Source organism: Streptomyces sp. NPDC090127 (assembly GCF_044746945.1).
Classification (GTDB): domain Bacteria; phylum Actinomycetota; class Actinomycetes; order Streptomycetales; family Streptomycetaceae; genus Streptomyces.
The window spans coordinates 513,790-535,869 of the sequence record NZ_JBIVDE010000003.1 but is presented as its reverse complement, the minus strand read 5'-3'; the positions used below and the strand labels follow the sequence as shown (position 1 = coordinate 535,869).

Annotated in this window: 19 protein-coding genes; 12 read left to right on the top strand and 7 right to left on the bottom strand. The window is 73.5% G+C overall.

Annotated features, from left to right (window positions below):
- Positions 1–296: 296 nt before the first annotated feature.
- Positions 297–1,085, bottom strand: a complete 789-nt coding sequence (locus ACIPPS_RS13445) for a glycosyltransferase (protein ID WP_401430507.1) — start codon at positions 1,083–1,085, stop codon at positions 297–299.
- 99 nt (positions 1,086–1,184) lie between these two features.
- Here ACIPPS_RS13445 and ACIPPS_RS13440 point away from each other — a divergent pair, with 99 nt between their 5' ends.
- The 5 genes from ACIPPS_RS13440 to ACIPPS_RS13420 all read left to right on the top strand — a co-directional run bounded on the left by ACIPPS_RS13440 (position 1,185) and on the right by ACIPPS_RS13420 (position 8,857).
- Positions 1,185–3,008 carry a glycoside hydrolase family 15 protein gene (locus tag ACIPPS_RS13440; RefSeq protein ID WP_401430505.1) on the top strand — a complete coding sequence of 608 codons (1,824 nt, stop codon included), beginning with the start codon at positions 1,185–1,187 and terminating at the stop codon, positions 3,006–3,008.
- Positions 3,009–3,221: 213 nt separating this feature from the next.
- Positions 3,222–4,292 carry a phosphatase PAP2 family protein gene (locus ACIPPS_RS13435; RefSeq protein WP_401430503.1) on the top strand — a complete coding sequence of 357 codons (1,071 nt, stop codon included), beginning with the start codon at positions 3,222–3,224 and terminating at the stop codon, positions 4,290–4,292.
- 45 nt (positions 4,293–4,337) lie between these two features.
- Positions 4,338–6,560: an NADP-dependent isocitrate dehydrogenase gene (locus ACIPPS_RS13430; RefSeq protein WP_401430501.1), complete on the top strand. Its 2,223-nt coding sequence runs from the start codon at positions 4,338–4,340 to the stop codon at positions 6,558–6,560.
- Positions 6,561–6,658: 98 nt separating this feature from the next.
- Positions 6,659–6,949 (top strand): hypothetical protein, encoded by a 291-nt coding sequence (locus ACIPPS_RS13425; protein WP_401430499.1) that lies wholly within the window; start codon positions 6,659–6,661, stop codon positions 6,947–6,949.
- Between the two features lie 174 nt (positions 6,950–7,123).
- Positions 7,124–8,857 (top strand): sigma-70 family RNA polymerase sigma factor, encoded by a 1,734-nt coding sequence (locus ACIPPS_RS13420; RefSeq protein ID WP_401430497.1) that lies wholly within the window; start codon positions 7,124–7,126, stop codon positions 8,855–8,857.
- Between the two features lie 103 nt (positions 8,858–8,960).
- On the opposite strand, the gene ACIPPS_RS13415 is transcribed toward ACIPPS_RS13420, so the two are convergent.
- The 4 genes from ACIPPS_RS13415 to ACIPPS_RS13400 all read right to left on the bottom strand — a co-directional run bounded on the left by ACIPPS_RS13415 (position 8,961) and on the right by ACIPPS_RS13400 (position 13,012).
- A complete protein-coding gene (locus tag ACIPPS_RS13415) occupies positions 8,961–9,812 on the bottom strand; it encodes a CAP domain-containing protein (RefSeq protein WP_401430495.1) in 852 nt (283 codons plus the stop codon).
- Between the two features lie 147 nt (positions 9,813–9,959).
- Positions 9,960–10,838 (bottom strand): universal stress protein, encoded by an 879-nt coding sequence (locus tag ACIPPS_RS13410; protein WP_401430493.1) that lies wholly within the window; start codon positions 10,836–10,838, stop codon positions 9,960–9,962.
- Between the two features lie 211 nt (positions 10,839–11,049).
- Positions 11,050–12,372, bottom strand: a complete 1,323-nt coding sequence (locus ACIPPS_RS13405; protein WP_401430491.1) for an acyl-CoA dehydrogenase family protein — start codon at positions 12,370–12,372, stop codon at positions 11,050–11,052.
- A 181-nt stretch (positions 12,373–12,553) separates the two neighbouring features.
- Positions 12,554–13,012, bottom strand: a complete 459-nt coding sequence (locus ACIPPS_RS13400; protein ID WP_401430489.1) for an RrF2 family transcriptional regulator — start codon at positions 13,010–13,012, stop codon at positions 12,554–12,556.
- A 158-nt stretch (positions 13,013–13,170) separates the two neighbouring features.
- On the opposite strand from ACIPPS_RS13400, the gene ACIPPS_RS13395 reads away from it, so the two are divergent.
- Both ACIPPS_RS13395 and ACIPPS_RS13390 read left to right on the top strand, forming a co-directional pair.
- Positions 13,171–13,326: a hypothetical protein gene (locus ACIPPS_RS13395; RefSeq protein ID WP_401430487.1), complete on the top strand. Its 156-nt coding sequence runs from the start codon at positions 13,171–13,173 to the stop codon at positions 13,324–13,326.
- Between the two features lie 142 nt (positions 13,327–13,468).
- Entirely contained in the window at positions 13,469–14,560 is a 1,092-nt protein-coding gene (locus ACIPPS_RS13390; RefSeq protein WP_401430485.1) for a glutathione S-transferase C-terminal domain-containing protein, read from the top strand.
- A gap of 57 nt (positions 14,561–14,617) precedes the next feature.
- Here ACIPPS_RS13390 and ACIPPS_RS13385 read toward each other — a convergent pair whose 3' ends face one another.
- A complete protein-coding gene (locus ACIPPS_RS13385; RefSeq protein WP_401430483.1) occupies positions 14,618–15,655 on the bottom strand; it encodes an NAD-dependent epimerase/dehydratase family protein in 1,038 nt (345 codons plus the stop codon).
- Between the two features lie 138 nt (positions 15,656–15,793).
- On the opposite strand from ACIPPS_RS13385, the gene ACIPPS_RS13380 reads away from it, so the two are divergent.
- The 3 genes from ACIPPS_RS13380 to ACIPPS_RS13370 all read left to right on the top strand — a co-directional run bounded on the left by ACIPPS_RS13380 (position 15,794) and on the right by ACIPPS_RS13370 (position 17,187).
- Positions 15,794–16,111: a DUF5133 domain-containing protein gene (locus ACIPPS_RS13380; protein ID WP_401430481.1), complete on the top strand. Its 318-nt coding sequence runs from the start codon at positions 15,794–15,796 to the stop codon at positions 16,109–16,111.
- A gap of 258 nt (positions 16,112–16,369) precedes the next feature.
- On the top strand, positions 16,370–16,729 hold the full coding sequence (locus tag ACIPPS_RS13375) for an STAS domain-containing protein (RefSeq protein ID WP_401430479.1): 360 nt from the start codon (positions 16,370–16,372) through the stop codon (positions 16,727–16,729).
- A gap of 23 nt (positions 16,730–16,752) precedes the next feature.
- Positions 16,753–17,187: an ATP-binding protein gene (locus ACIPPS_RS13370; RefSeq protein WP_401430477.1), complete on the top strand. Its 435-nt coding sequence runs from the start codon at positions 16,753–16,755 to the stop codon at positions 17,185–17,187.
- A gap of 144 nt (positions 17,188–17,331) precedes the next feature.
- On the opposite strand, the gene ACIPPS_RS13365 is transcribed toward ACIPPS_RS13370, so the two are convergent.
- Positions 17,332–18,258, bottom strand: a complete 927-nt coding sequence (locus ACIPPS_RS13365; RefSeq protein WP_401430475.1) for a SigB/SigF/SigG family RNA polymerase sigma factor — start codon at positions 18,256–18,258, stop codon at positions 17,332–17,334.
- A gap of 132 nt (positions 18,259–18,390) precedes the next feature.
- Between ACIPPS_RS13365 and ACIPPS_RS13360 the strand changes: the two genes are divergently transcribed.
- Together ACIPPS_RS13360 and ACIPPS_RS13355 are read left to right on the top strand one after the other, a co-directional pair.
- Positions 18,391–18,855, top strand: coding sequence for an ATP-binding protein (locus ACIPPS_RS13360; protein ID WP_401430473.1), 465 nt, complete (start codon positions 18,391–18,393; stop codon positions 18,853–18,855).
- Between the two features lie 153 nt (positions 18,856–19,008).
- Positions 19,009–22,032: a HAMP domain-containing protein gene (locus ACIPPS_RS13355; protein WP_401430471.1), complete on the top strand. Its 3,024-nt coding sequence runs from the start codon at positions 19,009–19,011 to the stop codon at positions 22,030–22,032.
- The last annotated feature ends 48 nt before the right edge of the window (positions 22,033–22,080 follow it).

Here is a 22,080-nt window from a genome sequence, read left to right as displayed (position 1 = left end):
GCGTGGCGCGGCGGCGCGGGACCGTGGGGAAGAGGCGGTCGGAGGCGCGCCGGGCCGGGTGGGCGGGATGGCGGCGGGGGGAGACGCAGGGCGACCGGCGCCGGGATTCGGCCGTGGGCCAGTCGGTCACTCGCCGCAGTGGATGCGGAGCGGGTGCCGTCGGCGTGGGGCTGAAGCGCTGTGCGGTCACGAGGGACTACTTCCGGCCACCGACCCTGTCGAGGGTCGGGGTCTTCTCGGTCTGATGTGCGTCCGAAATGCCTGACTTCAACCGTTAGCATCCCATTTCTGATCCGTCAAGCAGCGGGGGCCTCTTCGGCACCCTTCTCGCGCCGTGTCCGGGGGGCGAGTCGGAGCAGGGCGTTGTGCGGGCGTTCGTCCAGCAATCCGCCCAGGATGCGCGCTCCGTCACGGACCGTGCGTGGGTGCGACGGGCCGTGGCGGCACGGTCGTTCGAGGCTGGGCACCTCGGCGAGGCGCAGCCCGTAGTGCAGGGCGTGGGTGACCAGTTCGGCGCCCAGCTCGACCTCGTCCTCCCGCAGGTCGAGGAGGTCGACGAAGCCGCGGCGGAAGGCGCAGAAGCCGTACCAGAGATCGGTGAGTCGTTGACCGTACAACTGCCTGGCGATCCGCAGCAGGGTGCCGTGCCCGGCCCGGCGCAGCAGTGGGTAGTCGGCCGTGCCGCCGCCGGCGATGAAGCGGGAGCCTTTGACGAAGTCGTACCCGCTGTCGAGGTAGTGCAGGTAGTGCGGGATCTCGTGCGGTGACATGCTGCCGTCGGCGCCCATCAGCACGACGAGGTCGCCGGTGGCCGCGATCAGCCCGGCGTGCGGGACGTCGCCGGCCTCGTGGTTCCACGCCCCCAGCCTGCGCACGGCCACGGAGCGCCCGCCGACGCTCGCCACGCTCTCACCGGTCGGGCGCCCGACGAGGACGACCTCGCGGACATCGGCCGGCACCTGCTCCAGCAGCCAGTCGGTGTCGCGGTCGCCGGGGCGCACCGGAACGACGAGACTGACGGAACGGCCGTCGGCCTGTGGTGAGAGGTCGGTCGACCGGCGCAGCGGATGTGGCCCGTTACCCATGGGTACGGCTTTCTCCAGAAGCTCTCCGGAACCGGAGCGCGGCTTTTTCAGGATCCTGCGCATAATGCCACCGCGTCAAGGCGGGATTAGAATCCCTTCATGGCAGGGCGAATTGAGGACTACGCCCTCATCGGTGATCTGGAGACGGCTGCGCTCATCGGAACGGATGGCGCTGTCGACTGGTGGTGCGCGCCCCGCTTCGACTCGCCCGCCTGTTTCGCCGCGATTCTGGGCGACGCGTCCCACGGTCAATGGAGCCTCGCGCCCCTCGGAAACCGAGCGTGCAGCCGTCGGGGCTATCGGGGCGATTCACTCGTCCTGGAATCCGTCTGGGAGTCCGTCTCCGGCGCCGTGCGCATCACGGATTTCATGCCGCCGCACGAGGAGACCCCCAGGATCGTCCGGCTGGTCGAAGGCATCGCCGGACGGGTGGACCTGCACGGGGAGTTGAGGCTCCGCTTCAACCACGGCAGCATCGTGCCCTGGTCGTACCGGGTGGACGGGCGCACGGTCGCGACCGTCGCGGGCCCGGACGCGGCGTACCTCGTCTCCGGGCCGGGCGCCGAGATCGGCGTCACCGACGCGTGTACCACCATCGACCTCTCGGTGACGGCAGGTCAGCGGGTCTCCTTCGTCCTCGGCTGGCGGCCCTCCCATTCCGCGCCGCCCGACCCGCCCGACGTGGTCGCCGAATTGGACCGCACGCTCGCCTTCTGGGCCGAATGGGCCGGTCAACTCCGTTATGAGGGACCGTATCGCGAAGCGGTCATGAGGTCGCTCCTCACCCTGAAAGCCCTCACCTACGAACCGACCGGCGGAGTCATCGCCGCGGCCACCGCGTCGCTCCCCGAATCCATCGGCGGCGAGCGCAATTGGGACTACCGGTTCTGCTGGTTGCGCGATTCCACGTTCACTCTCTCCTGTCTGCTGCGCAGCGGGTACCACCGCGAGGCGCTCGCCTGGAAGGACTGGCTCGTCCGCACCGTCGCCGGAGATCCGGCCGACCTCCAGCCGCTCTACGGAGTCGGCGGTCAGCGCAACCTTCCCGAGGTGCGCGCCGACTGGCTGCCCGGCTACGAGGGCTCCCGCCCGGTCCGCTTCGGCAACGCCGCCGTGGACCAGTTCCAGCTGGACATCTACGGCGAGGTGCTGAGCACCATCTACTCCGCCGTCCGCGCCGGCGTCGCCATCGACACGCACACCTGGAGCCTGATGGCCGCCCTCCTGGAGTACGTCGAGAAACGCCGGCAGGACCCGGACGAGGGCATCTGGGAAGTGCGCGGCCCTCGCCGCCACTTCGTCCACTCCAAGATCATGGCCTGGGTCGCCGCCGACCGCGCCCTGCGGCTCGCCCGGATCGCCGGCCAGCGCACCTCCGTACGACGCTGGCAGGCCCTGCGCCGCGAGCTGCGCGACGAGGTGTGCGCGCTCGGCTGGAGCGACGACGAGCAGTCGTTCGTCCAGTACTACGGAGCGCACCGCCTCGACGCGACGGCGCTGCTGATCCCCCGCCTCGGCTTCCTCCCCGCGACCGACCCCCGCGTCCTGAGCACGGTCGACGCGATGGCCCGGCTCGACGACCACGGCTTCCTGCGGAGGTACGCGGACGTGAGCGACGGCGAGGTGCACGAGGTCGACGGCCTCGACGGCGCCGAGGGAGCCTTCCTGGCGTGCACGTTCTGGTACGCCGACGCCCTGGCGATGACCGGGCGGCCGACCGAGGCCCGCACGGTCTTCGAGCGGGTCCTCGACGTCCGTAACGACGTCGGCCTGCTCGCCGAGGAGTGGGACCCGCACGCGCGCCGCCAGTTGGGCAACACGCCCCAGGCGCTCAGCCATGTCGCCCTGGTGAACACCGCGTTCACCCTCTTCGGCACCCGCCGCCGGGACCGCTCGACCCCGGGCCGCGCCGCTGTGACGTGATGGCCCGCCGGTCGGGCCGGCCCGGTAGCCGCTCTCCAGCCGCCCTGGTCGCCCTCCGACCGCCCGGGTCGTCACCGCTCCAGCGGCCCCCGGCCGCCCTCCAGCCTCCCGAGCCGCCCTCCATCCGCCCGAGCCGTCCCTCCGCGTCCGCGCGGCCGTTCGTTCGGGTGCGTCCAGCGGGCGCGCCGGTCCCCGGCGGGTTCGAATCGGAGCATGGCTCCTCACGACAGGCTCCGCACCCGCGGCAGCGCGCAGCCCCTGGAGGCCGGGACCTGGTGGTACGCCGCCGTCGCCGGTGAAGCGGCCGACTCCTTCAGCGCCCGGGTCCGCAAGCGGATGCGGCACGCCTGGCTCGGCTCCGTGCTGCTCGTGGCGATCGTCTACGCCGGGCTCACGCTGACCGCCACGGGGCAGCGCTGGGAGAACGCCGTCCTCGTCGGCGGACTCACCGACGGACTCACCGACGGGACGTCGGCCGCCGGAACGCTGGCCGCCGCCTCCGAGGCGAGCGGCACGCTCCAGCACCTCACCGTCTTCTCCCTCGCCGTCGCCCTGATCGTCCTGACCGCCATCGGGATGGTTCGCGGGCGGTACGCGCTCACGGTCGCCGCCCTCGGCACCGTCGCCGGCTCCCTCGTCCTGGCCGAGGTGCTCCAGCGCTTCCTGCTGGGCCGGCCCGACCTGGTCGGAGCGCCCCCACTGCTGGCGCAGAACACCTTCCCGAGCGGACACACCGCGGTCGCGGCGAGCGTGATGGCCGGGCTCGTCCTGGTCGTCCCGTACGCGGCGCGCGGCTGGGCCGTGGGCCTGTGCGCGCTGTGGTCGACGGCCGTGGGCACGTACACCGTGGCCGCCGGCTGGAACCGGCCCAGCGACACGATCGGCGCCGACCTCCTCGTCCTGGCCGTCGCCTGCGGCTACCTCGCGGTCCTCGCCCGCCGGGGCAAGGTCGCGACCGCCCGCACGGGCCCCGTCCCGCTCCGTACCCTCGTCGTCACCGTGCCCCTGGCCGTGGTCGCCGTCTGCGGCCTCAGTCTCGGGACCAGCCTCCTGGTCGAGTCCATGTTCGTCCTCGACCCGGCGGACCCGTCCGTCCCCCGCATCGCCCACCAGGCGGGACCGGCCCTCGTCGCCGGGGCCGGCGCGGCCGTCGCACTGCTGCTCCTCGGCCTGCTCCGCCGCGTCGACGTGGGCGTCCGCCCCGCCCCGTACCGGCTCGCGAGCACCGTCGTGGACGAGGAGGCAGGGCCCTTTCCCACCGAGGCCGATCACGAGATATCTTGATGTCGAGCAATCTCGCAGACGCAGACGTGGAGCGGAGCACACCCGGTGACTGACTCGACCATCATCTACACCCACACTGACGAGGCGCCCGCCCTGGCGACGTACTCGTTCCTGCCCGTGATCCAGGCCTACGCCTCGACGGCCGGAGTCAATGTCGAGACCCGTGACATCTCCCTGGCCGGGCGCATCATCGCCGGGTTCCCCGAGCGTCTCGAGGAGGCCCAGCGCATCGAGGACGCCCTCGCCGAGCTCGGCGCGCTCGCCAAGACGCCCGAGGCCAACATCATCAAGCTGCCGAACATCTCGGCGTCCATCCCGCAGCTGAAGGCCGTGATCGCCGAGCTCCAGGCGCAGGGCTACGCCCTCCCGGACTACCCGGACGACCCGCAGACCGATGAGGACAAGGACGTCCGCGCCCGTTACGACAAGGTCAAGGGCAGCGCCGTCAACCCGGTCCTGCGCGAGGGCAACTCCGACCGCCGCGCCCCCGCCTCGGTCAAGAACTACGCCAAGACGCACCCGCACCGCATGGGCGCCTGGTCGGCCGACTCCAAGACCAACGTCGCCACCATGGGCCAGAACGACTTCCGCTCCACCGAGAAGTCCACCGTGATCGCCGAGGCCGGCGAGCTGCGCATCGAGCACGTCGCCGCCGACGGCACCACCACCGTCCTGCGCGAGTCCGTCCCGGTCCTGGCCGGCGAGGTCGTCGACGCCTCCGTCATGCGCGCCGCCGCCCTGCGCACCTTCCTGAGCGAGCAGGTCGCCCGCGCCAAGGCCGAGGACGTGCTCTTCTCCGTGCACCTCAAGGCCACGATGATGAAGGTCTCCGACCCGATCGTCTTCGGCCACGTCGTGCGCGCCTTCTTCCCGAAGACCTTCGCGAAGTACGGCGAGGTCCTGGCCGCCGCGGGTCTGTCCCCCAACGACGGCCTCGGCGGGATCCTGAAGGGCCTGGAGACGCTGCCGCACTTCGGTGAGGAGATCAAGGCCTCCTTCGACGCCGAGATCGCCGAGGGCCCGGCCCTCGCCATGGTCGACTCCGACAAGGGCATCACCAACCTGCACGTGCCGTCCGACGTGATCGTCGACGCCTCGATGCCGGCCATGATCCGCACCTCCGGCCACATGTGGGGCCCGGACGGCCAGGAGGCCGACACCCTCGCCGTCCTCCCGGACAGCAGCTACGCCGGTGTCTACCAGGCCGTCCTCGACGACTGCCGCGCCCACGGCGCCTTCGACCCGTCGACCATGGGCTCCGTCCCGAACGTGGGTCTGATGGCGCAGAAGGCCGAGGAGTACGGCTCCCACGACAAGACCTTCGAGATCGCCGCGGCCGGCACCGTCCGCCTCGTCGACGCCGCCGGCGACGTCGTCCTGGAGCAGGAGGTCGCCGAGGGCGACATCTTCCGCGCCTGCCAGACCAAGGATCTCCCGATCCAGGACTGGGTCAAGCTCGCCGTCACCCGCGCCCGCGCCACCGGCTCCCCGGCCGTCTTCTGGCTGGACGCGACCCGCGCCCACGACGCGCAGCTCATCGCCAAGGTCGAGCAGTACCTGCCGGAGCACGACACCGAGGGCCTGGAGATCAAGATCCTCTCCCCGGTCGAGGCCACGGCGTTCTCCCTGGAGCGCATCCGCCGCGGCGAGGACACCATCTCCGTCACCGGCAACGTGCTGCGCGACTACCTGACCGACCTCTTCCCGATCCTGGAGCTGGGCACCAGCGCCAAGATGCTGTCGGTCGTCCCGCTGATGGCGGGCGGCGGCCTCTTCGAGACGGGCGCCGGCGGCTCCGCCCCGAAGCACGTCCAGCAGCTCGTCAAGGAGAACTACCTCCGCTGGGACTCCCTCGGCGAGTTCTTCGCCCTGGCCGCCAGCTTCGAGCACCTCGCCACCACCACGGGCAACGCCCGCGCCCAGGTCCTCGCCGACACCCTCGACCGCGCCACCGGCACCTTCCTCAACGAGGACAAGTCGCCGACCCGTCGCGTCGGTGGTATCGACAACCGCGGCAGCCACTTCTACCTGGCCCTGTACTGGGCCCAGGAGCTGGCCAGGCAGACCGAGGACGCGCAGCTCGCGGAGGCCTTCGCCGGCCTCGCCAAGACCCTGACCGAGCAGGAGGAGACCATCGTCTCCGAGCTCAACGCGGTCCAGGGCTCCCCGGCCGACATCGGTGGCTACTACCAGCCCGACCCGGCCAAGGCCGCGGCCGTGATGCGTCCGTCCGCCACCTTCAACGAGGCCATCGCGTCCCTCGTCTGATCCCGGCGCGACAGCGGCACCGCCCCGACCGGAATTTCCCTCCGGCCGGGGCGGTCCCGTCGGTGGCGCATGTGGCATTCGGGTGTGAACCTGGATGGATGAGCTGGGCATCATGGACGACCCCCGGCGTCTACACCGGGCGCGGTGGGGTGCTCACCGACGAGGTCGGTACGGTCACGGGCGACCTGACCGTGCACACCACCTTTGCAGATGGCGAAGCACGCATAGCCGTGCAGTACACCGGCGCCTCCGACTGGTTCACCATGGCGGGCAGCCCGGTGCCGTGCTCCTCCGAGACAGAGAGCAGAGACCTCCACGAGGCCGTCGTCGAAGCCGTACGGGCAGGGCAGGCGGCGACCGTGCCCGTCATGCCCCGCCCACCGGCCTGATCCGCGAGACACCCTCTGGAATCCGGCGCGAGCCGGGACCGGGCGCCCGCCCGGAGACCCGACTTCGGTGACGCGGACCGGAAAGTGTCGGCCGAGGAAAGTGTTATCCCACCCGCTCCCACGGGTCTCCTCATGAGGGGGCACGGACCGACCCAGGACGAGGGAGCAGGGCACATGCACAGCGACGAGCGCGGCACGGCCGCACTGGTGGACGCGGCCGTGTCGGGGGACCCGCACGCCGGTGAGCGGCTCGTCCGCGCCTACCTTCCGCTGGTCTACAACATCGTCGGTCGCGCCCTCGACGGGCACGCGGACGTCGACGACGTCGTCCAGGAGACCATGGTCCGCGCCCTGGACGGCCTGCCGGGTCTCCGCGAGCCCGCCCGCTTCCGGTCCTGGCTCGTCGCCATCGCGATGAACCAGATCCGCCGCCGCTGGCGCGAGCGGCAGGCCGGCCCCGTCCCCGGCCTCGACCGGGCGGCCGAGCTGGCCGACCCCGCAGGGGACTTCGTCGACCTGACCATCCTGCGACTCGGCCTCTCCGGCCAGCGCCGCGAGGTCGCCGAGGCCACCCGCTGGCTCGACGAGAGCGACCGCGAGGTGCTCGCCCTGTGGTGGCTGGAGACCGGCGGTGAACTCGACCGCGCCGAGCTGGCCGAGGCGCTCGCCGTCACCCCGGCCCACGCGGCGGTCCGCGTCCAGCGGATGAAGGAGCGCCTGGAGACGGGCCGGACGGTCGTACGGGCGCTAGGAGCCCGGCACCGCTGCGAGGAGCTGTCCCGGCTGACCGACGACTGGGACGGCCGGCCCTCCCCGCTCTGGCGCAAGCGCCTCGCCCGCCATACGACGTCCTGCTCCCGCTGCCTCCCGCCCCGTACCGACCTCGCCCCGGCCGAGGCGCTGTTGGTGGGCCTCGGCCTCGTTCCCCCGCTCCTGCTGTGGGCCGCCGCACGACCGGAGACCCAGGCGGCCGCCTGGGCCGCGGACGCCCCTGACCAGGCCGCGTCCTCGGGATGGACACCCGGCGACGCGGACGGCACGGACGCCCTCGCGCACGGGGGCGGTACCTCGGAACCGCTGCCGGACCCGGGCCCGGTCCCGGCCGCACCGGAATCGGGCGCCACGCCCGCCGACCTCGGGGTGGGCGGCCCGCCGGCCGACCTCGGGGCGGGCGGCGCCCCGGCTGACCCGGGGGCGGGCGGCGTGCCCGCCGACCCCGGGATGGGCGCCGTGCCCGCCGACCTCGGGGCCGGTGCGGGCGGCGGTGGCGGTGCGGGTGCCGCGGGTGGTGGGGTGCTCGGGCGGGCCTGGATCGCCGGGGCGGTGGCCGTCGGCGTACTCGGCGGCCTCATCCTGCTCGTACCGTCCGAGCCGGAGCCGCGCGAGCCCGCGCCCGCCGCGCCCGTGGCGGCGCCCCCGGCGCGGACGACCGCGCCGCGCCCCAGCCCCACCACGCCCTCGCCCACCCCGCCGCCCACCAGGCCCCCGTCCCCGACGGCGACGCCCACGCCGCAGCGGACGGCCACCGCCGAGGAGCGGCTGACCCGGCTGGTGAACCAGCGGCGGGCCGAGGCGGGTTGCGCGCCGCTGCGGACCGACCCCCGGCTGACCGGAGCGGCCCGCGCCTACGCGCGGGACATGGCACGGCGCGGCTACTACGCGCACAGCAGCCCCGAGGGCCGGTTCGCCGACGAGCGGATCTCGGCCGCCGGATACGAGTGGTCCGCGTGGGCCGAGAACCTGGCACGCGGCTCCGCCGACCCGGCATCCGTCTTCGACGACTGGATGGACGGCTCGATGCACGAGAGCAACATGCTGAACTGCGGCTACCGCGACACGGGCGTCGCCGCCGTGCCCGGCCCCGACGGCACGCTCTGGGTGCAGAAACTGGCCGCCCCCGCGCGGTGAGCGCCATCGTGTCGAGGCGCCGAACAGGAGCCTGGCATCCGGCCCCGAACGGGTGCCTCCGTACCGGGCGGTGGACCCGCGCCGTGGGACCGGTCCGCCGGGGTCAGCGACGGGTACCGAAGTTCTGCACCCACCACGGCCCGTCGGCGGTCAAGGTCACCCCGACGCCGATGTCCTTCAACGAGCAGTTGAGGATGTTGCGCCGGTGCCCGGCGCTGCTCATCCAGTCGTCCATCACCTTCGCGGGGGTCTTCGGGCCGCGGTGGATGTTCTCCGCCCAGCTCGCCCACGGGTAGCCGGCCGCCTTGATCCGGTCGCCCGCGTCCCTGCCCTCGGGCGAGTTGTGGTCGTAGTAGTCGCGGTCCGCCATGTCGTCCGCGTGTGCCTGGGCGGACTCCCGCAGCCGGGCGTCGGGACGCAGCCGGGCGCAACCGGCCTTCTCCCGCTCGGTGTTGGCGAGGGCGACGACCTCGTCGATGTACCGCGCGACCTTCCCGCCGCCGACGGGCCTCGCCGCCGGGTCCACCGCCGGGTCCGCCACCTTCGCGGGGGCCGGCGCCGGGGGCAGGGAGCCGGACGGGGACGGCGCAACGGACGGCGCGAGGGACTGTGCGGCGGAGGGAGCGGCCTCCGGGGGAGCGGCTCCGGCCCCGGACGGGGTGGCCGGCGCCGTCGGCGAGCCGGCGGGCGGCGGTGCGGACCTCGCGATGAGGGGCGCCAGGTTCGTGAGGGCGACCTCGTCCGAACGGGTGGCCGTCCCGGACGGGGACCCGAGGGACGCCACGTAGGCCCCGGTGGCCACCGTGAGGACGACTGTCGCCGTGCCGGCGAGCGTCACGGTCGTACGGAAGGACGGCACCCGGCGGGCGCGACGTCCCGCCCGCGCGCCTCTGCGGTGGCGGCCGCAGAGGCTCGTCCGCTGCTCTTCGGAACTCGGCTTGTCGTGGTGCTGCATGGGCTCCGCTCTCTTCTCCGGGGCCGCCGGACCGTCCGGCGCAGGGAGAGCCGCCGGGGCGGTGGTCGTAACCCTTTCCGGCCCCGGTCCCGCCGACACCACTCGTCAACGCGGTCCGTCAACCTGCCGCCCCATGCAGCCACCGCATCACTCGTGCGGTACGACCGCCACCGGGCACGGCGCCAGATGGAGGGCGGCGTGCGCCACCGAACCGATCCGCGACCCGATCGCACCGCGCCGGGCCCGGCGCCCCACGACCAGCAACTGGGCGGCGCCCGAGGACGAGAGGAGCACCTGACCCGCGCTCCCGAGCTCCACCTGCTCCGTCACCCGGACCTCCGGGAACCGCTCCCGCCAGGGTGCAAGCGCCTCGCGCAGCGACTTCTTCTCGTACGGGACCAGCCCGCCGGCCTCGTCGGCCGGCGCCATCGAGCCGGGGCTGTAGCTGTACAGGGACGGCAGGTTCCAGGCCCGTACCGCCCGGAGGGTCGCGCCGCGGGCCGCCGCCGTGGCGAACGCGAAGCCGAGAGCGGAGGCGCTGTCCTCCGGCCCGCCCTGCTGTCCGACGACGACCTCGCCGCCCTCCCTCTCGGTGTCCGCCTCCGCGTCGTCCCGCGCCCGGACCGCGACGACCGGCCGGGTGGCGGCGCCGATGATCTGCTGGCCGTGCGAACCGAGCAGGAAGCCCGCCACCGCCCCGTGCCCGCGCGAGCCGAGCACGAGCATCTCGGCCCGCTCCTCGGTGCCCAGCAGCGCGGCGACCGGGGTGTCGGGCAGGATCTCGGCGGACAGGCTGAGAGCGGGGTGCCGCCCGGCGAGCGTCGACTCGGCCGACCGCAGCACCTCGTCGGCCCACCGCTCCTGCTGCGTCGGGTCCTGGTCGAGCGGAAGGTCGATCGGCTCCCAGCGCCAGGCGTGCACCAGCCGCAGGGCGAGACCGCGGCGCACCGCCTCGCGGGCGGCCCAGCCGGCCGCCGCGAGGCTCTCGGGCGAACCGTCCACTCCGGCGACGATCTCGCGACTCATCAGGCTGCCTCCCTCGTCGATGATGGGCCCGGCCCTCGGCCGGCCCCCTCTGCCTACCCAGCTTGGGCCCGACGACCGCCCGAGAAGAGGGCCGGAGGTCCCGACATGCCGAACGGGCCTCCTGACCACCCGGTTTCCTGGGCCGCCCGGCCTCCTGCCCACCCAGTTTCCCGGCCGCCCGGTTTCCTGCCCGCCCGCCTTCGTGGCCTCCTCAGGCGAGGAGTCTGAGCCCCGGCCTGGTCCCGTGGAGGTAGTGGTCGCCGATGTCCCGCAGCCGGTGCGCCGGGGAGGACTGGGCGGTCAGGGCGCGGGCGTTGCGCCAGAAGCGGTCGAAGCCCGGTCCGCCGCCCGGCGCGTCGGCGGACCCGGTGGTGTCGACGAGTTCGAGGATGCGGGTCGTGATCCGTACCGCCGCCCGGCTCGTCACCGCCTCGGCCGCCGCGACGAGGACGGCGATGTCGGCGCGGTCCTCGACGCCGAGCGCCCGCCCGGCGGCCAGACCACGCGCCAGGGCGTCCGTCGCCCGCTCCACGACCGCCGCCGCCGCATGGGCGGCCGTCGCCAACTCTCCGTATGCCAGCAGGAGATACGGGTCGTCCTGGCCGAGCGGGTGGTCGGGCGCACCGGTCCGGGAGCCGGTCGTCACGGGGGCCGCCCGGGTCGCGCGGCTGACGTCCCGGGCCTCGGCGAGCGCCCCCTCGGCGATGCCGAGCGCGACATGGACGAGCAGGAGCCGCAGCGCGAGCGGCGCGAGCGTGGTGAAGGGGGCGAGGGCGTGTTCGTCGCGGGGGAGCGCGCCGAGGACGTTCCGCGGCTCCACCCGGACCTGGTCGAACGTCACCGTGCCGGCGCCCGCGAGGCGCTGGCCGACCCGCTCGGGACCCGATTCGACGAAGACGGCGGGGTCCGCCGGATCCACGAGCACGATCAGCAGGTCCCCGGTCCCGGTACACCGCGCCCCGACGACGAGGCGGTCGGCGACGGCCACGGCGGAGGCGAAGGCGCGACGGCCGTCGAGGACTTGGCCCCCGCGCGTCGGGGTGAGGGAGAGCGTGCGCTCGCCCGCGCGGGCGCTCTCGTGCGCCTCGTACACGTCGTCCCGTTCGTCACCCGTTCGGGCGGGACCCAGGCCGCCCGCGAGCAGCCTGCCCTCCCGGGCGGTGCCGTCCTCGAAGGCGGTGTGCGGCTCGCCGCCGTTGAGGAACCGGGCGCTCCAGGCGAGGACGTGGTGATGGGCGAGGAGTTCGCCGATCGAGCCGTCGGCGGCGGAGATCTCCCTGATCACCGCGCAGGCGGCCCGCCAGTCGGCACCCCGCCCGCTCGCTCCCGGCGGGGTGAGCAGGGACGGCAGTCCGGCCTCCCGCAACCGGGCCACCTCGTCGAACGGCGGCTTTCCGGCCCGGTCCCTGACCGGAGCGTCGAAGGCCAGGTCGTCGGCGAGTTCGCGCGTGACGCGGGGCCAGATCTCGTCGTCACCACGGCGGACGGCCGGGCGGGAGGTGGGGCGCAGCGCTGACTTCTTCGGCGTTCTCACGTCACCTCATAGGATCCCGAGTTTTCCCACTGGAATAGTAGGGATAGTTGCAGAGGGGTGACCCGGCCCCCAAGGGGCGTTCACATCATGGACAGTTGGATTCCGCGAGCCGAGACGCCGGTGCGTCGGGCGAGGTCGGTGCGGGCCAGGTCGGCGCGGGGGGATCGTTCGAGCGCGGTGGTCAGGGGTTGGTCCAGGCGTCCGGGGAATCCGCGAGTCCCGAGATCTCGGTCGGCAGCTTCGCAGCCGCCACGTCCGCGAGGGAGACCCCGTCGAGCACCTGGCGCACGTTCGCCCGCAGGGCGATCCAGAGGGTCAGCAGCGACTCGGCCGGGCCCGAGTACGAGAGTTCCGGCGGACGCACCCCGCGGACCGAGACCAGGGGGCCGTCCACGCAGCGGATCACGTCCGCGACGGAGATCGACTCCGCGGGCCTGGCCAGCCAGTACCCGCCGTTCCCGCCGCGCTGGCTCTGCACCAGACCGCCCCGGCGCATGTCACCGAGGATCCCCTCCAGGAACTTGTGCGAGATGTCCTGGGAGGCGGCGATCGTCTCGGCCTTCACCGGCCCCGTGTCCTGGGCGGCGGCCAGCTGGAGCGCGGCTCGCACCGCGTAGTCGGCCCTGGCTGAGATGCGCATGCCCGCATTATTCCGCACCCGCGTGACCGGATTCGTACCCCACGCGGCTGGGCCCGGACGGTGCCTCCACGCGGTTGCGCCGGGCCCTGTCCGCGCACTTGACGCGGACCGGCACCGCCCCGACACTCGGGACGGGAATCCGAGTGAACGGGTAGGGAATGATGGAGCGCAGGGGAGTTCGGGACACGGCCGGCGCCGACCGGCCGGTGCGCTCGCTGCCGCTGACCTCCCGCCGTCACATCGACCTGCTGCGCGTGTGCAGCGCGGCGAGTCCGCACCGCCGCCGGGGCGCCGCGACCGGCTCCGCCCGCTGAGCCGCTGAGCCGCCGGGCCCGTCCGCCCGCCCCTCGCCACGGCCGCCCGCTCTCCTCCTTCCCGTACCTCTGCTGCCTCCGGGCGCCCGCCGACGCCGTCGCGCGCACCGTGACCCAGCACCGAGCACCCCCAGGGAGAAGCATGTCCGTCACCCCGCAGATCGGCCCGCACACCCCGACGACCGCCGTCGTCCCGTCCGCGTACGAGACGACCGCCGCCGTCCCCTCCTCCTCCCCGTCGACCGTCGTCGTCCCGTCCGCGTACGAGACGACCGCCGCCGTCCCCTCGGCCTCCCCGTCGACCGTCGCCGCTGCGGCCACTGTGCCGACCGTCGCCCCGCCGGCCGTGCCGCCGTCGACCGTGGCCGTTCCTGCGAGTGCCGCTCCGGTCTTCAGGGGCCGCATCGGCCGGGACGTCCGCAGCGGCCACTACGCCGTGCCGCACCGCTACCGACTCCATCTGTCCCCCGCCTGTCCCGGCTGTCTGCGCGTCGCCGTCACGCACGCCCTCCTCGGGCTGGAGGAAACCGTCCCGCTGGCGCTCCTCCCCGCCGTCCCGGACACGCCCGGCAGCGGATACGCGGCCCTGCGCCCGCTGTACGAGGCGAGCGCCCACCAGTACACGGGCCCGGCCGTCGCGCCCGTGCTGAGTGACGGGTGGACCGGCCGGATCGTCAGCACCCACGCGCCCGACATCCTGCGCGACCTCGCGCTGCGGTTCCGTGCCCCCGGCCGCCCCGACCTGCTGCCCGAGGGGCGCGAGGCGGAGATCGACGCGCTCGGTGAACTCTGCGAGCGCGGCATCGACCGAGCCGCGCAGCGCGCGGGGGAGCTGGGTCTCGACGAGGCGACCGCCCATCGGGGCCCGCTCGACGAACTTCTCGCCACACTCGGCGGGTTGGAGCGTCGGCTGGGGCGGCAGGCGTACGTCCTCGGCGACGGCCTCACCGCCGCCGACGTCCACGTATGGGTGAGCCTCGTCCAGCTCGACACCGTCCACCGCCGCCACCTCGACGCGGGCGCGCTGCACCGGATCGCCGGACACACCGCGCTCTGGTCCTACGCCCGACGGCTCGCCGCGCGACCGGCGTTCGCCCGCCACCTCGACATCGACGGCATCGCGGCCCGCCATCGCGCCCACTGCGGCGGCCGGGAGGCGGCCGGCGCGGCCATGGGCGTCGTGGACTGGGCGGCGTACGGTCGGGAAGGGCGGGACGGGCGCCGGGCGGACTGACGCGCGCGGCCGGTCCGGGTCCGGCGGCCCTCGGCCTTCCCGGTCGTTCCTGCGCCGTCACCCCACGCGGCGCCCCGTGAGCGGGTCCGTCGCGTCGCCGCTGCCCGCCCGTACGCCCCGCAGGAAGGCGCCCAGCGCCTCCAGCGAGGACCGGGACGGCTCCCACTCCAGCTCCCGGCGCGCCCGCTCGGTTGACAGCAGGGGCAACCTGAGGACCGCGTCGAAGAGATCGGGGGAGGCGGCGGCGACCCGTAGCCGCCAGGCAGCCGAGAGCACGCCGCGCGCCGCCCCGCTCGGCACCTTCACGGGCCGGGCGTCCAGGAGTTCGGCGAGCGCGGCCGAGTCGATCACCGGATCGGCGGCGATGTTGAACGCGCCCCGCACGTCCCGGAGGAGAGCGCGGCGATAGGCGTCCGCCGCGTCGTCCGTGTGCATCGCCTGGAAGCGCAGGCCGTCCAGGTCGGGGAGGAGCGGCAGCAGATCGGGGCGCATCAGCCAGCCGGGGAAGTACCGGCCCGCGAAGATCCGCCGCTGCTCGCTGGCCGCCTCCTCCTTGAAGAGGAAGCAGGGGCGCATCCGCACCACCCGGGTCTGCGGATGGTCGCGCTCGAAGGTGTCCAGGACCCGTTCCAGGTACGCCTTCTCGCGGGTGTACGCGGCCCCCGGCCAGCCGTGCGTCGGCCAGGACTCCGAGACGGGCACGCCGGTTCCGGGCCCGGGGGAGTAGGCGCCGACGGACGAGGCGTACACCAGCGTGGGCACCTGGGCCGCCGCCACCGCGTCGAAGACCCGTAGCGCCCCGAGGACGTTGGTCCGCCAGGTCGAGGCCGGATCGTGGGTCGGCTGGAAGGCCCAGGCCAGATGGACGACGGCGTCGGCGTTCTCGATGTACCGCGCCAGGCGCGGCTCGTCGCCGTCCAGCGACAGGTCCACCTCGGCCCACTCGGTCTTCTCCAGGGACAACGAAGGTCTGCGCCGGGCCAGACCGAGGACGGAGGTGATCCGCGGCTCCCGCTCCAGGGCCCGGACCAGACTCGTCCCGACGTTGCCCGTGGCGCCGGTGACGACGACCTTCAATTCCTCACTCGCCTTCATGCATCGACCTTCCGCCATCCTCGGCGGACGCGCACGCCGGACCCCTTGGCGTGACACAACGTGTTCGCATGGGTCGCGCGGGTGACGCGTCGACCCGAATATGGAGCGACGGAGGGAGGGGGGTCGCGCCAGGAGGACATGATGTTGCTGCCCGACAGAAACACGATCGACCGGCTGCTGCGGCACTACCGGAGCCAGGAACGGGTGGTCCTGGCCAGTCCCTGCGACCTCTCGATCCGCCGCAGTTTCGAGGACACCGCGTACACGCTGTGCGTGCTGATGGGGGAGCGGACCGCGCGCGAGGCGGTGCACGCCGCCGAACGGTACGTCGGAGGCGCGCATTCCGCGCCCGTCGGAGGCACGCACTCCGCGCCCGTCGAGAACGCGCACGCCACGCCCGTCGGTGGCGGGCACGCGGGGTCCCGCCAGACGCTGGAACGGCTGCCCGGAGCCTGAACGGCCGCCGCGCCCGGGGGCCGCCGATGCGGCGCCCGGCCGGCCTGCCACGCGTCGCCCCCCGGCGGACCCCGGACGCGGCGCCCGCCAACCCCGGGCGCGGCGCCCGCCGGCCCCCACGGACTCCTCGTGGCCGCCACATGGGGCTCCTGCCGGTCCCCGACGCGGCGCCGGGCGACCTCGATGAGGCAAAGCGTGCTTCCCGGGGCATGAGTGGGGTAGACGCCGTGGCGAGAACGGAGAGAGGCGGGTGACCGGATGACGTCGGAGCGCTTCGCCGTCACGGCCGAGTCCGGTCCGCAACCCGGCTCCGTGGTGCTCTCCCTCGCGGGGGAACTCGACCACGACACGGCGGACACGCTGCGGACCGCGCTGGAGGAACGGAACGGCGCGGTGCGGATCGTGGTCGACTGCGAGGGGCTGAGCTTCTGCGACTCGACCGGTCTCAACGTGCTGTTGCGCGCCCGGCTCCAGGCGCTGGAGGCGGGCGGCCGGCTGGAACTGGCGGGCCTGCACCCGCCCGTCTCCCGGATGTTCGAGATCACGGGGGCACGGACCGTGTTCCAGGTGTACGACAACGTGGCCGAGGCGCTCACGGACCGCCGGGCAGGCGGCTAGGGCGCGGGATGGCGGAGGGAGCCGTGGGCAGGAACGTCGTGGACGAGGGCCAGGTCCGGCGGCTGGTGCTGTTCGGGACCCGGGGCGTCGTCACGCGCTGCCGCGACTTCACGGCGGAGGCGCTGGGCGACTGGGGCTGGACCCCGGCCGACGACGACGAGGCGCGGGAGCGTGTGGAAGACGTCCTGCTGCTGGTCTCCGAGGTCGTCACCAACGCCTGCCTGCACGCCGAAGGCCCTGAGGAACTGGTCCTGCGCCAGCGGGCCGGCCAACTGCGCGTCGAGGTCGCCGACGCGAGCCCCGAACTCCCGAGGCGCCGCCAGCCCAGGGCCCCGTCCCTGCCGGGCGGCCACGGCCTGATGGTCCTGGACCGCCTGGCCGCCGCCTGGGGCTCCGAACCCCGCGAGCGCGGCAAGGTCGTCTGGTTGGAGATCAGCCGCCCGGGGCGGCGGGGCTGACTGTCAGGATCAGCCCCGCCGCCCCGGGCGGCGCGTTTGTACTCTCCGGGGCTCGGCCGACCTCGACCCGCTCGGCCGACCTCGACCCGCTTGGCCGACCTCGACCCGCCCGGCCGGCCTCGACCCGCCCGGCCTCGACCCCGCCTAGCCCACCGGCTGCTCCGGCGCGTCCTCCAGCAGGCCCGTCCGGAGTTCGTCCAGGATGCGGGCCAGCAGCCGGGAGATGTGCATCTGCGAGAGGCCCAGTCGCTCGCCGATCTCCGCCTGCGTCAGCTCCTCGCCGAAGCGCAGCGCCAGGATCCGGCGGTCCCGCGTGTCGAGCCCCGCGATCAGCGGCTTGAGCGACTCCAGCGCGTCGATGACCTCGAACGCGTGCTCCTCCGAGCCGAGCCGCCGGGCGCCGGCGCTCACGGAGGTCTCGTCGTCCCCGGTGGGGGTGTCGAGCGAGCGGGCGACATAGCCGTTGGAGGCCTGCTCGCCCTCGGCCACGCTCTCCTCGTCGAGGTGCAGATGCGCGGCGAGCTCCGCCCGGGTCGGACGCCGACCGAGCCGCTGCTCCAGCGTGTCGATGGCCTTGGCCAGCTCGATCCGCAGCTCCTGAAGTCGGCGCGGCACCTGCACCGCCCAGCTGGTGTCCCGGAAGAATCGTTTCATCTCGCCGACGATCGTCGGCAGCGCGAAGGCCGAGAACTCGACCTCCCGGCCGGTCTCGAAGCGGTCGATCGCCTTGATCAGACCGATCGTGCCGACCTGGATGATGTCCTCCGTCGGCTCGGCGCGGTTCCGGAAGCGGCGGGCCGCGAACTTCACCAGGCTGAGGTTCAGCTCGACCAGCGTGTTCCGCACGTACGCGTGCTCCGGCGTGCCCTCCTCCAGGCTCTCCAGCCGGGCGAAGAGCGCCGTGGAGACCGTCTGGGCGTCGCCGGTGCTCACCTCGGTGGGCCGGTCGATCTCGGGCAGGCCGGCCAGCGCGCGCTCGCGCACCCCGACGGAATCGGTCCCCGCCTCGCGTACGGCGGGCGGACCGGGCTCTGTGCGGTTCGGGACGGATGGGTTCCGGACGGTGGACATATGGCTCCCTCGACGGGGGTGGGGCGAGCCCCGCCGCCCATGCGGGCGGTGCGGGCTCCGTCGTTCGAGTCCTGACCCCATCATTCCCTATATGGGTGGTTTGACACAGTCTGTCCGGGCAGACGGCACGGTATGACGACGATCGGACGGCAGGACAACCGGCTCACCCGATTCACCCGACTGGCCCGCCGCTACGAGCTCCGCGAGGGTCCCGGCGTGGTGGGTGAGTGCCGCGACCTCGCCCGCGAGGCCCTGGGAGACTGGCTCGGCCCCGTCGACGGGGCGCGGGAGGTGCTCGTCGAGGACGTGCTGCTGCTGGTCTCGGAGGTCGTCACCAACGCGTGCCGCCACGGTGGCAGGCCGTACGAGTTCCGCCTGGACGGCTCGCGCGGACGCCTGTGGGTCCAAGTGAGTGACACCAGTCCGGTACCTCCGCGCCCGCACGGCCCGCACGTGGCCGGCCGCTCCTCCGGGCACGGGCTCTACCTGCTCGAACGACTCTCGACCCGCTGGGGGACCCTCCCGCGCAGGGTGGGCAAGGCCGTCTGGTTCGAGGTCGCGATCACCGGCGCTGCCGCCGCGCCCGGGCGTGCCTAGAGTGGAGAAGCCGGGCCCGGTGCGACCCCTGTGGGCCGCCCCGCTCGCCCCGGCCGTGTACCGGACAGGCCGCCCTCGGTCCCGTACCGGGCCCGTACCTGTGACCGGAGTACCGCTCCGTGGAGTGTGAGGAGCCGCGCGTGAGGAGCCGCGATGGAGAGTTCCCCCCGGCCGGCCGCGTCCGACGAACCCGGCGGACCGGCCGACCGACTCGGCGGACCGGCCGACCGACTCGGCGAGGACGGACTCGCCCGGCTCCTGGCCGGGCTCACCGCCGTCCGTGACGGCGACCTGTCCGTCCGGCAGCCGGAGTCCGCCGAAGGAACCCTCGGCGAGATCGCGGCCGTCTACAACGACATGGTCGACCAGCTCTCCCTGGTCACCTCCGAGATCACGCGCGTCGCCGGCGAGGTCGGCGGGCAGGGCCTGCTCGGCGGCCGGGCCCGCGAGCCCCGCGTCAGCGGGGTCTGGCGTGAGTTGACGTCCGGCGTCAACACCATGGCCGACAACCTGACCTCCCAGGTCCGCTCCATCGCCCAGGTCGCCACGGCCGTCGCCCGGGGCGACCTCACCCGGAAGATCCAGGTCGACGCCCGGGGCGAGATCCTGGAGCTCAAGGAGACCATCAACACCATGGTCGACCGGCTGTCCTCCTTCGCCGAGGAGGTCACCCGGGTGGCCCGCGAGGTCGGCACGGAGGGCAAACTCGGCGGCCAGGCCACCGTCCTGGGCGTCTCCGGCACCTGGAAGGACCTCACGGACAACGTCAACTCCATGGCCGACAACCTGACCAACCAGGTCCGCAACATCGCACAGGTGACCACGGCCGTCGCCCAGGGCGACCTCACCAGCCGCATCGACGTCTCCGCGCGCGGCGAGATCCTGGAGCTGAAGACCACCATCAACACCATGGTCGACCAGCTGTCCTCCTTCGCCGCCGAGGTGACCCGGGTCGCCCGCGAGGTCGGCACCGAAGGCAAACTCGGCGGCCAGGCCGAGGTGGAAGGTGTCTCCGGCACCTGGAAGCGGCTCACCGAGAACGTCAACGAACTCGCCGGCAACCTGACCCGTCAGGTCCGGGCCATCGCCGAGGTCACCAGCGCCGTCGCCGAGGGGGACCTCACCCGGTCCATCACCGTCGACGCCCCCGGCGAGGTCGGGGACCTGACGGACAACATCAACGCGATGGTCGAGTCGCTGCGGGCCACCACCCGCGCCAACGAGGAGCAGGACTGGCTCAAGACCAACATCGCCCGGGTCGCGGGCCTCATGCAGGGCACCCGCACCCTCCCGGATCTCGCCGACCTCATCATGACCGAGGTCCCGCCGCTGGTCTCCGCCCAGTACGGCGCCTTCTTCCTCGCCCGCCACGACCGACGCGGCACCGAACTCGTCGTCACCGCCTCCTACGGAGCCCCCGACGACCCGGACGACCCGCCGCGCCGCTTCCGCCTCGGCCAGTCGCTCGTCGGCCAGGCCGCCCGCGACCGTCGCACCCTGGTCGTGGAGGACGTCCCGGCCGGCTACGCCACCGTCGCCTCCGCGGCCGGCTCCGGCGAACCGGCCATACTGGTCATCCTGCCGATCGTCGTGGAGGACCAGATCCTCGGCGCCGTCGAGCTCGCCTCGCTCCGGCCCTTCTCGGACCTCCACCGCGACTTCCTCGAAGGGTTCGTCGAGACCGCGGGCGCCGTCGTCAGCTCGCTCGTCGCCAACCTCCGCACCGACGAACTCCTCGGCCAGTCCCAGCGCCTCACCGACGAACTGCGCTCCAGCTCGCAGGAGTTGCAGGCCAGGCAGAAGGAACTCCAGCGCTCCAACGCCGAACTGAAGGAGAAGGCGGCGCTGCTCGCGGAGCGCAACCAGGACATCGAGTCCAAGAACCTCGTCATCGAGCAGGCCCGCCAGGAACTGGAGGCGCGCGCCCACCAGCTCTCCCGGACCTCCATGTACAAGTCCGAGTTCCTCGCCAACATGAGCCACGAGCTGCGCACCCCGCTCAACAGCCTGCTGATCCTGGCCCGGTTGCTCGCCCAGAACCCGGAGGAGAACCTGACGGAGAAGCAGGTCGACTACGCCGAGGTCATCCACTCCGCCGGCTCCGACCTGCTCCAGCTGATCAACGACATCCTCGACCTCTCCAAGGTCGAGGCGGGCAAGATGGACATCCGGCCCGAACGCTTCGCCCTCCACCAGCTCCTCGAGTACCTGGAGGCGACCTTCGGGCCGGTGGCCGACGAGCGCGGCCTCTCCTTCTCCATCACCGTCTCCTCGGACGTGCCCGAGGAACTGACCACCGACGAGTCACGGTTGCGGCAGATCCTGCGCAACCTGCTCTCCAACGCGCTGAAGTTCACCGACCAGGGCGGGGTGGAGTTCATCATCGAGCACGCCGACGCCGACGAACTCCCCGTCGGTGTGCGCGGGAACGGACCCGTGCTCGCCTTCCGCGTCAGCGACACCGGCGTCGGCATTCCCGCCGAGCGCCTCGAAGAGGTCTTCGGCGCCTTCCAGCAGGGCGACGGCACCACGGCCCGCCGGTACGGCGGCACCGGACTCGGCCTCTCCATCAGCCGCGAGGTGGCCGGCCTCCTCGGCGGCGTCATCGACGTCAACTCCAGCCCCGGCCAGGGCAGCCGGTTCACGTTCTACCTGCCCGCTCCGGCGGACGGCGCCTCGACGGCGGCGCACGCCGGAGAGCCGGGCGCGGCGCTGCCCGCCGCCGGCACCGACACCGGCCGCGCCGCCGGAGAGGTCGGGGCCGACCGCGCCGACGGCCCCGACCCCACGACGGCCGGCCGCGCTGTCCTCGTCGTCGACGACGACGTCCGCAACGTCTACGCCCTCACCGAGGTCCTGGAACGCCATGGCGTCCACGTCCTCCAGGCCGACAGCGGCCGCGCGGGGCTCGCGCTCCTGGAGGCGCACGAGGAGGTCGAACTCGTCCTGATGGACGTGATGATGGCGGGCCTCGACGGCTACGCCACCACCGGCGCGATCCGCGACCTCCCCGGCCGCCGCCACCTGCCCGTCATCGCGGTCACCGCGAAGGCCATGCCGGGCGACCGGGCCCGCGCCCTCGCCGCGGGCGCCAGCGACTACGTCGCGAAGCCCGTGGACGCCGACGAGCTGATGGCCAAGGTCCGCCAGTGGCTGGCGGGCCCGACCCCGCCCTGACGCAGGGGCCGCCCTGGCGCCGCTCTGCCCCGACGCCCGCCCACGCGG

Bases quoted from the DNA above. Each gene is read 5' to 3' on its own strand.
- ACIPPS_RS13445 (WP_401430507.1), bottom strand. From the start codon at position 1,085: ATGGGTAACGGGCCACATCCGCTGCGCCGGTCGACCGACCTCTCACCA.
- ACIPPS_RS13440 (WP_401430505.1), top strand. From the start codon at position 1,185: ATGGCAGGGCGAATTGAGGACTACGCCCTCATCGGTGATCTGGAGACG.
- ACIPPS_RS13435 (WP_401430503.1), top strand. From the start codon at position 3,222: ATGGCTCCTCACGACAGGCTCCGCACCCGCGGCAGCGCGCAGCCCCTG.
- ACIPPS_RS13425 (WP_401430499.1), top strand. From the start codon at position 6,659: ATGAGCTGGGCATCATGGACGACCCCCGGCGTCTACACCGGGCGCGGT.
- ACIPPS_RS13420 (WP_401430497.1), top strand. From the start codon at position 7,124: ATGCACAGCGACGAGCGCGGCACGGCCGCACTGGTGGACGCGGCCGTG.
- ACIPPS_RS13415 (WP_401430495.1), bottom strand. From the start codon at position 9,812: ATGCAGCACCACGACAAGCCGAGTTCCGAAGAGCAGCGGACGAGCCTC.
- ACIPPS_RS13410 (WP_401430493.1), bottom strand. From the start codon at position 10,838: ATGAGTCGCGAGATCGTCGCCGGAGTGGACGGTTCGCCCGAGAGCCTC.
- ACIPPS_RS13400 (WP_401430489.1), bottom strand. From the start codon at position 13,012: ATGCGCATCTCAGCCAGGGCCGACTACGCGGTGCGAGCCGCGCTCCAG.
- ACIPPS_RS13395 (WP_401430487.1), top strand. From the start codon at position 13,171: ATGATGGAGCGCAGGGGAGTTCGGGACACGGCCGGCGCCGACCGGCCG.
- ACIPPS_RS13390 (WP_401430485.1), top strand. From the start codon at position 13,469: ATGTCCGTCACCCCGCAGATCGGCCCGCACACCCCGACGACCGCCGTC.
- ACIPPS_RS13385 (WP_401430483.1), bottom strand. From the start codon at position 15,655: ATGAAGGCGAGTGAGGAATTGAAGGTCGTCGTCACCGGCGCCACGGGC.
- ACIPPS_RS13380 (WP_401430481.1), top strand. From the start codon at position 15,794: ATGATGTTGCTGCCCGACAGAAACACGATCGACCGGCTGCTGCGGCAC.
- ACIPPS_RS13375 (WP_401430479.1), top strand. From the start codon at position 16,370: ATGACGTCGGAGCGCTTCGCCGTCACGGCCGAGTCCGGTCCGCAACCC.
- ACIPPS_RS13365 (WP_401430475.1), bottom strand. From the start codon at position 18,258: ATGTCCACCGTCCGGAACCCATCCGTCCCGAACCGCACAGAGCCCGGT.
- ACIPPS_RS13360 (WP_401430473.1), top strand. From the start codon at position 18,391: ATGACGACGATCGGACGGCAGGACAACCGGCTCACCCGATTCACCCGA.
- ACIPPS_RS13355 (WP_401430471.1), top strand. From the start codon at position 19,009: ATGGAGAGTTCCCCCCGGCCGGCCGCGTCCGACGAACCCGGCGGACCG.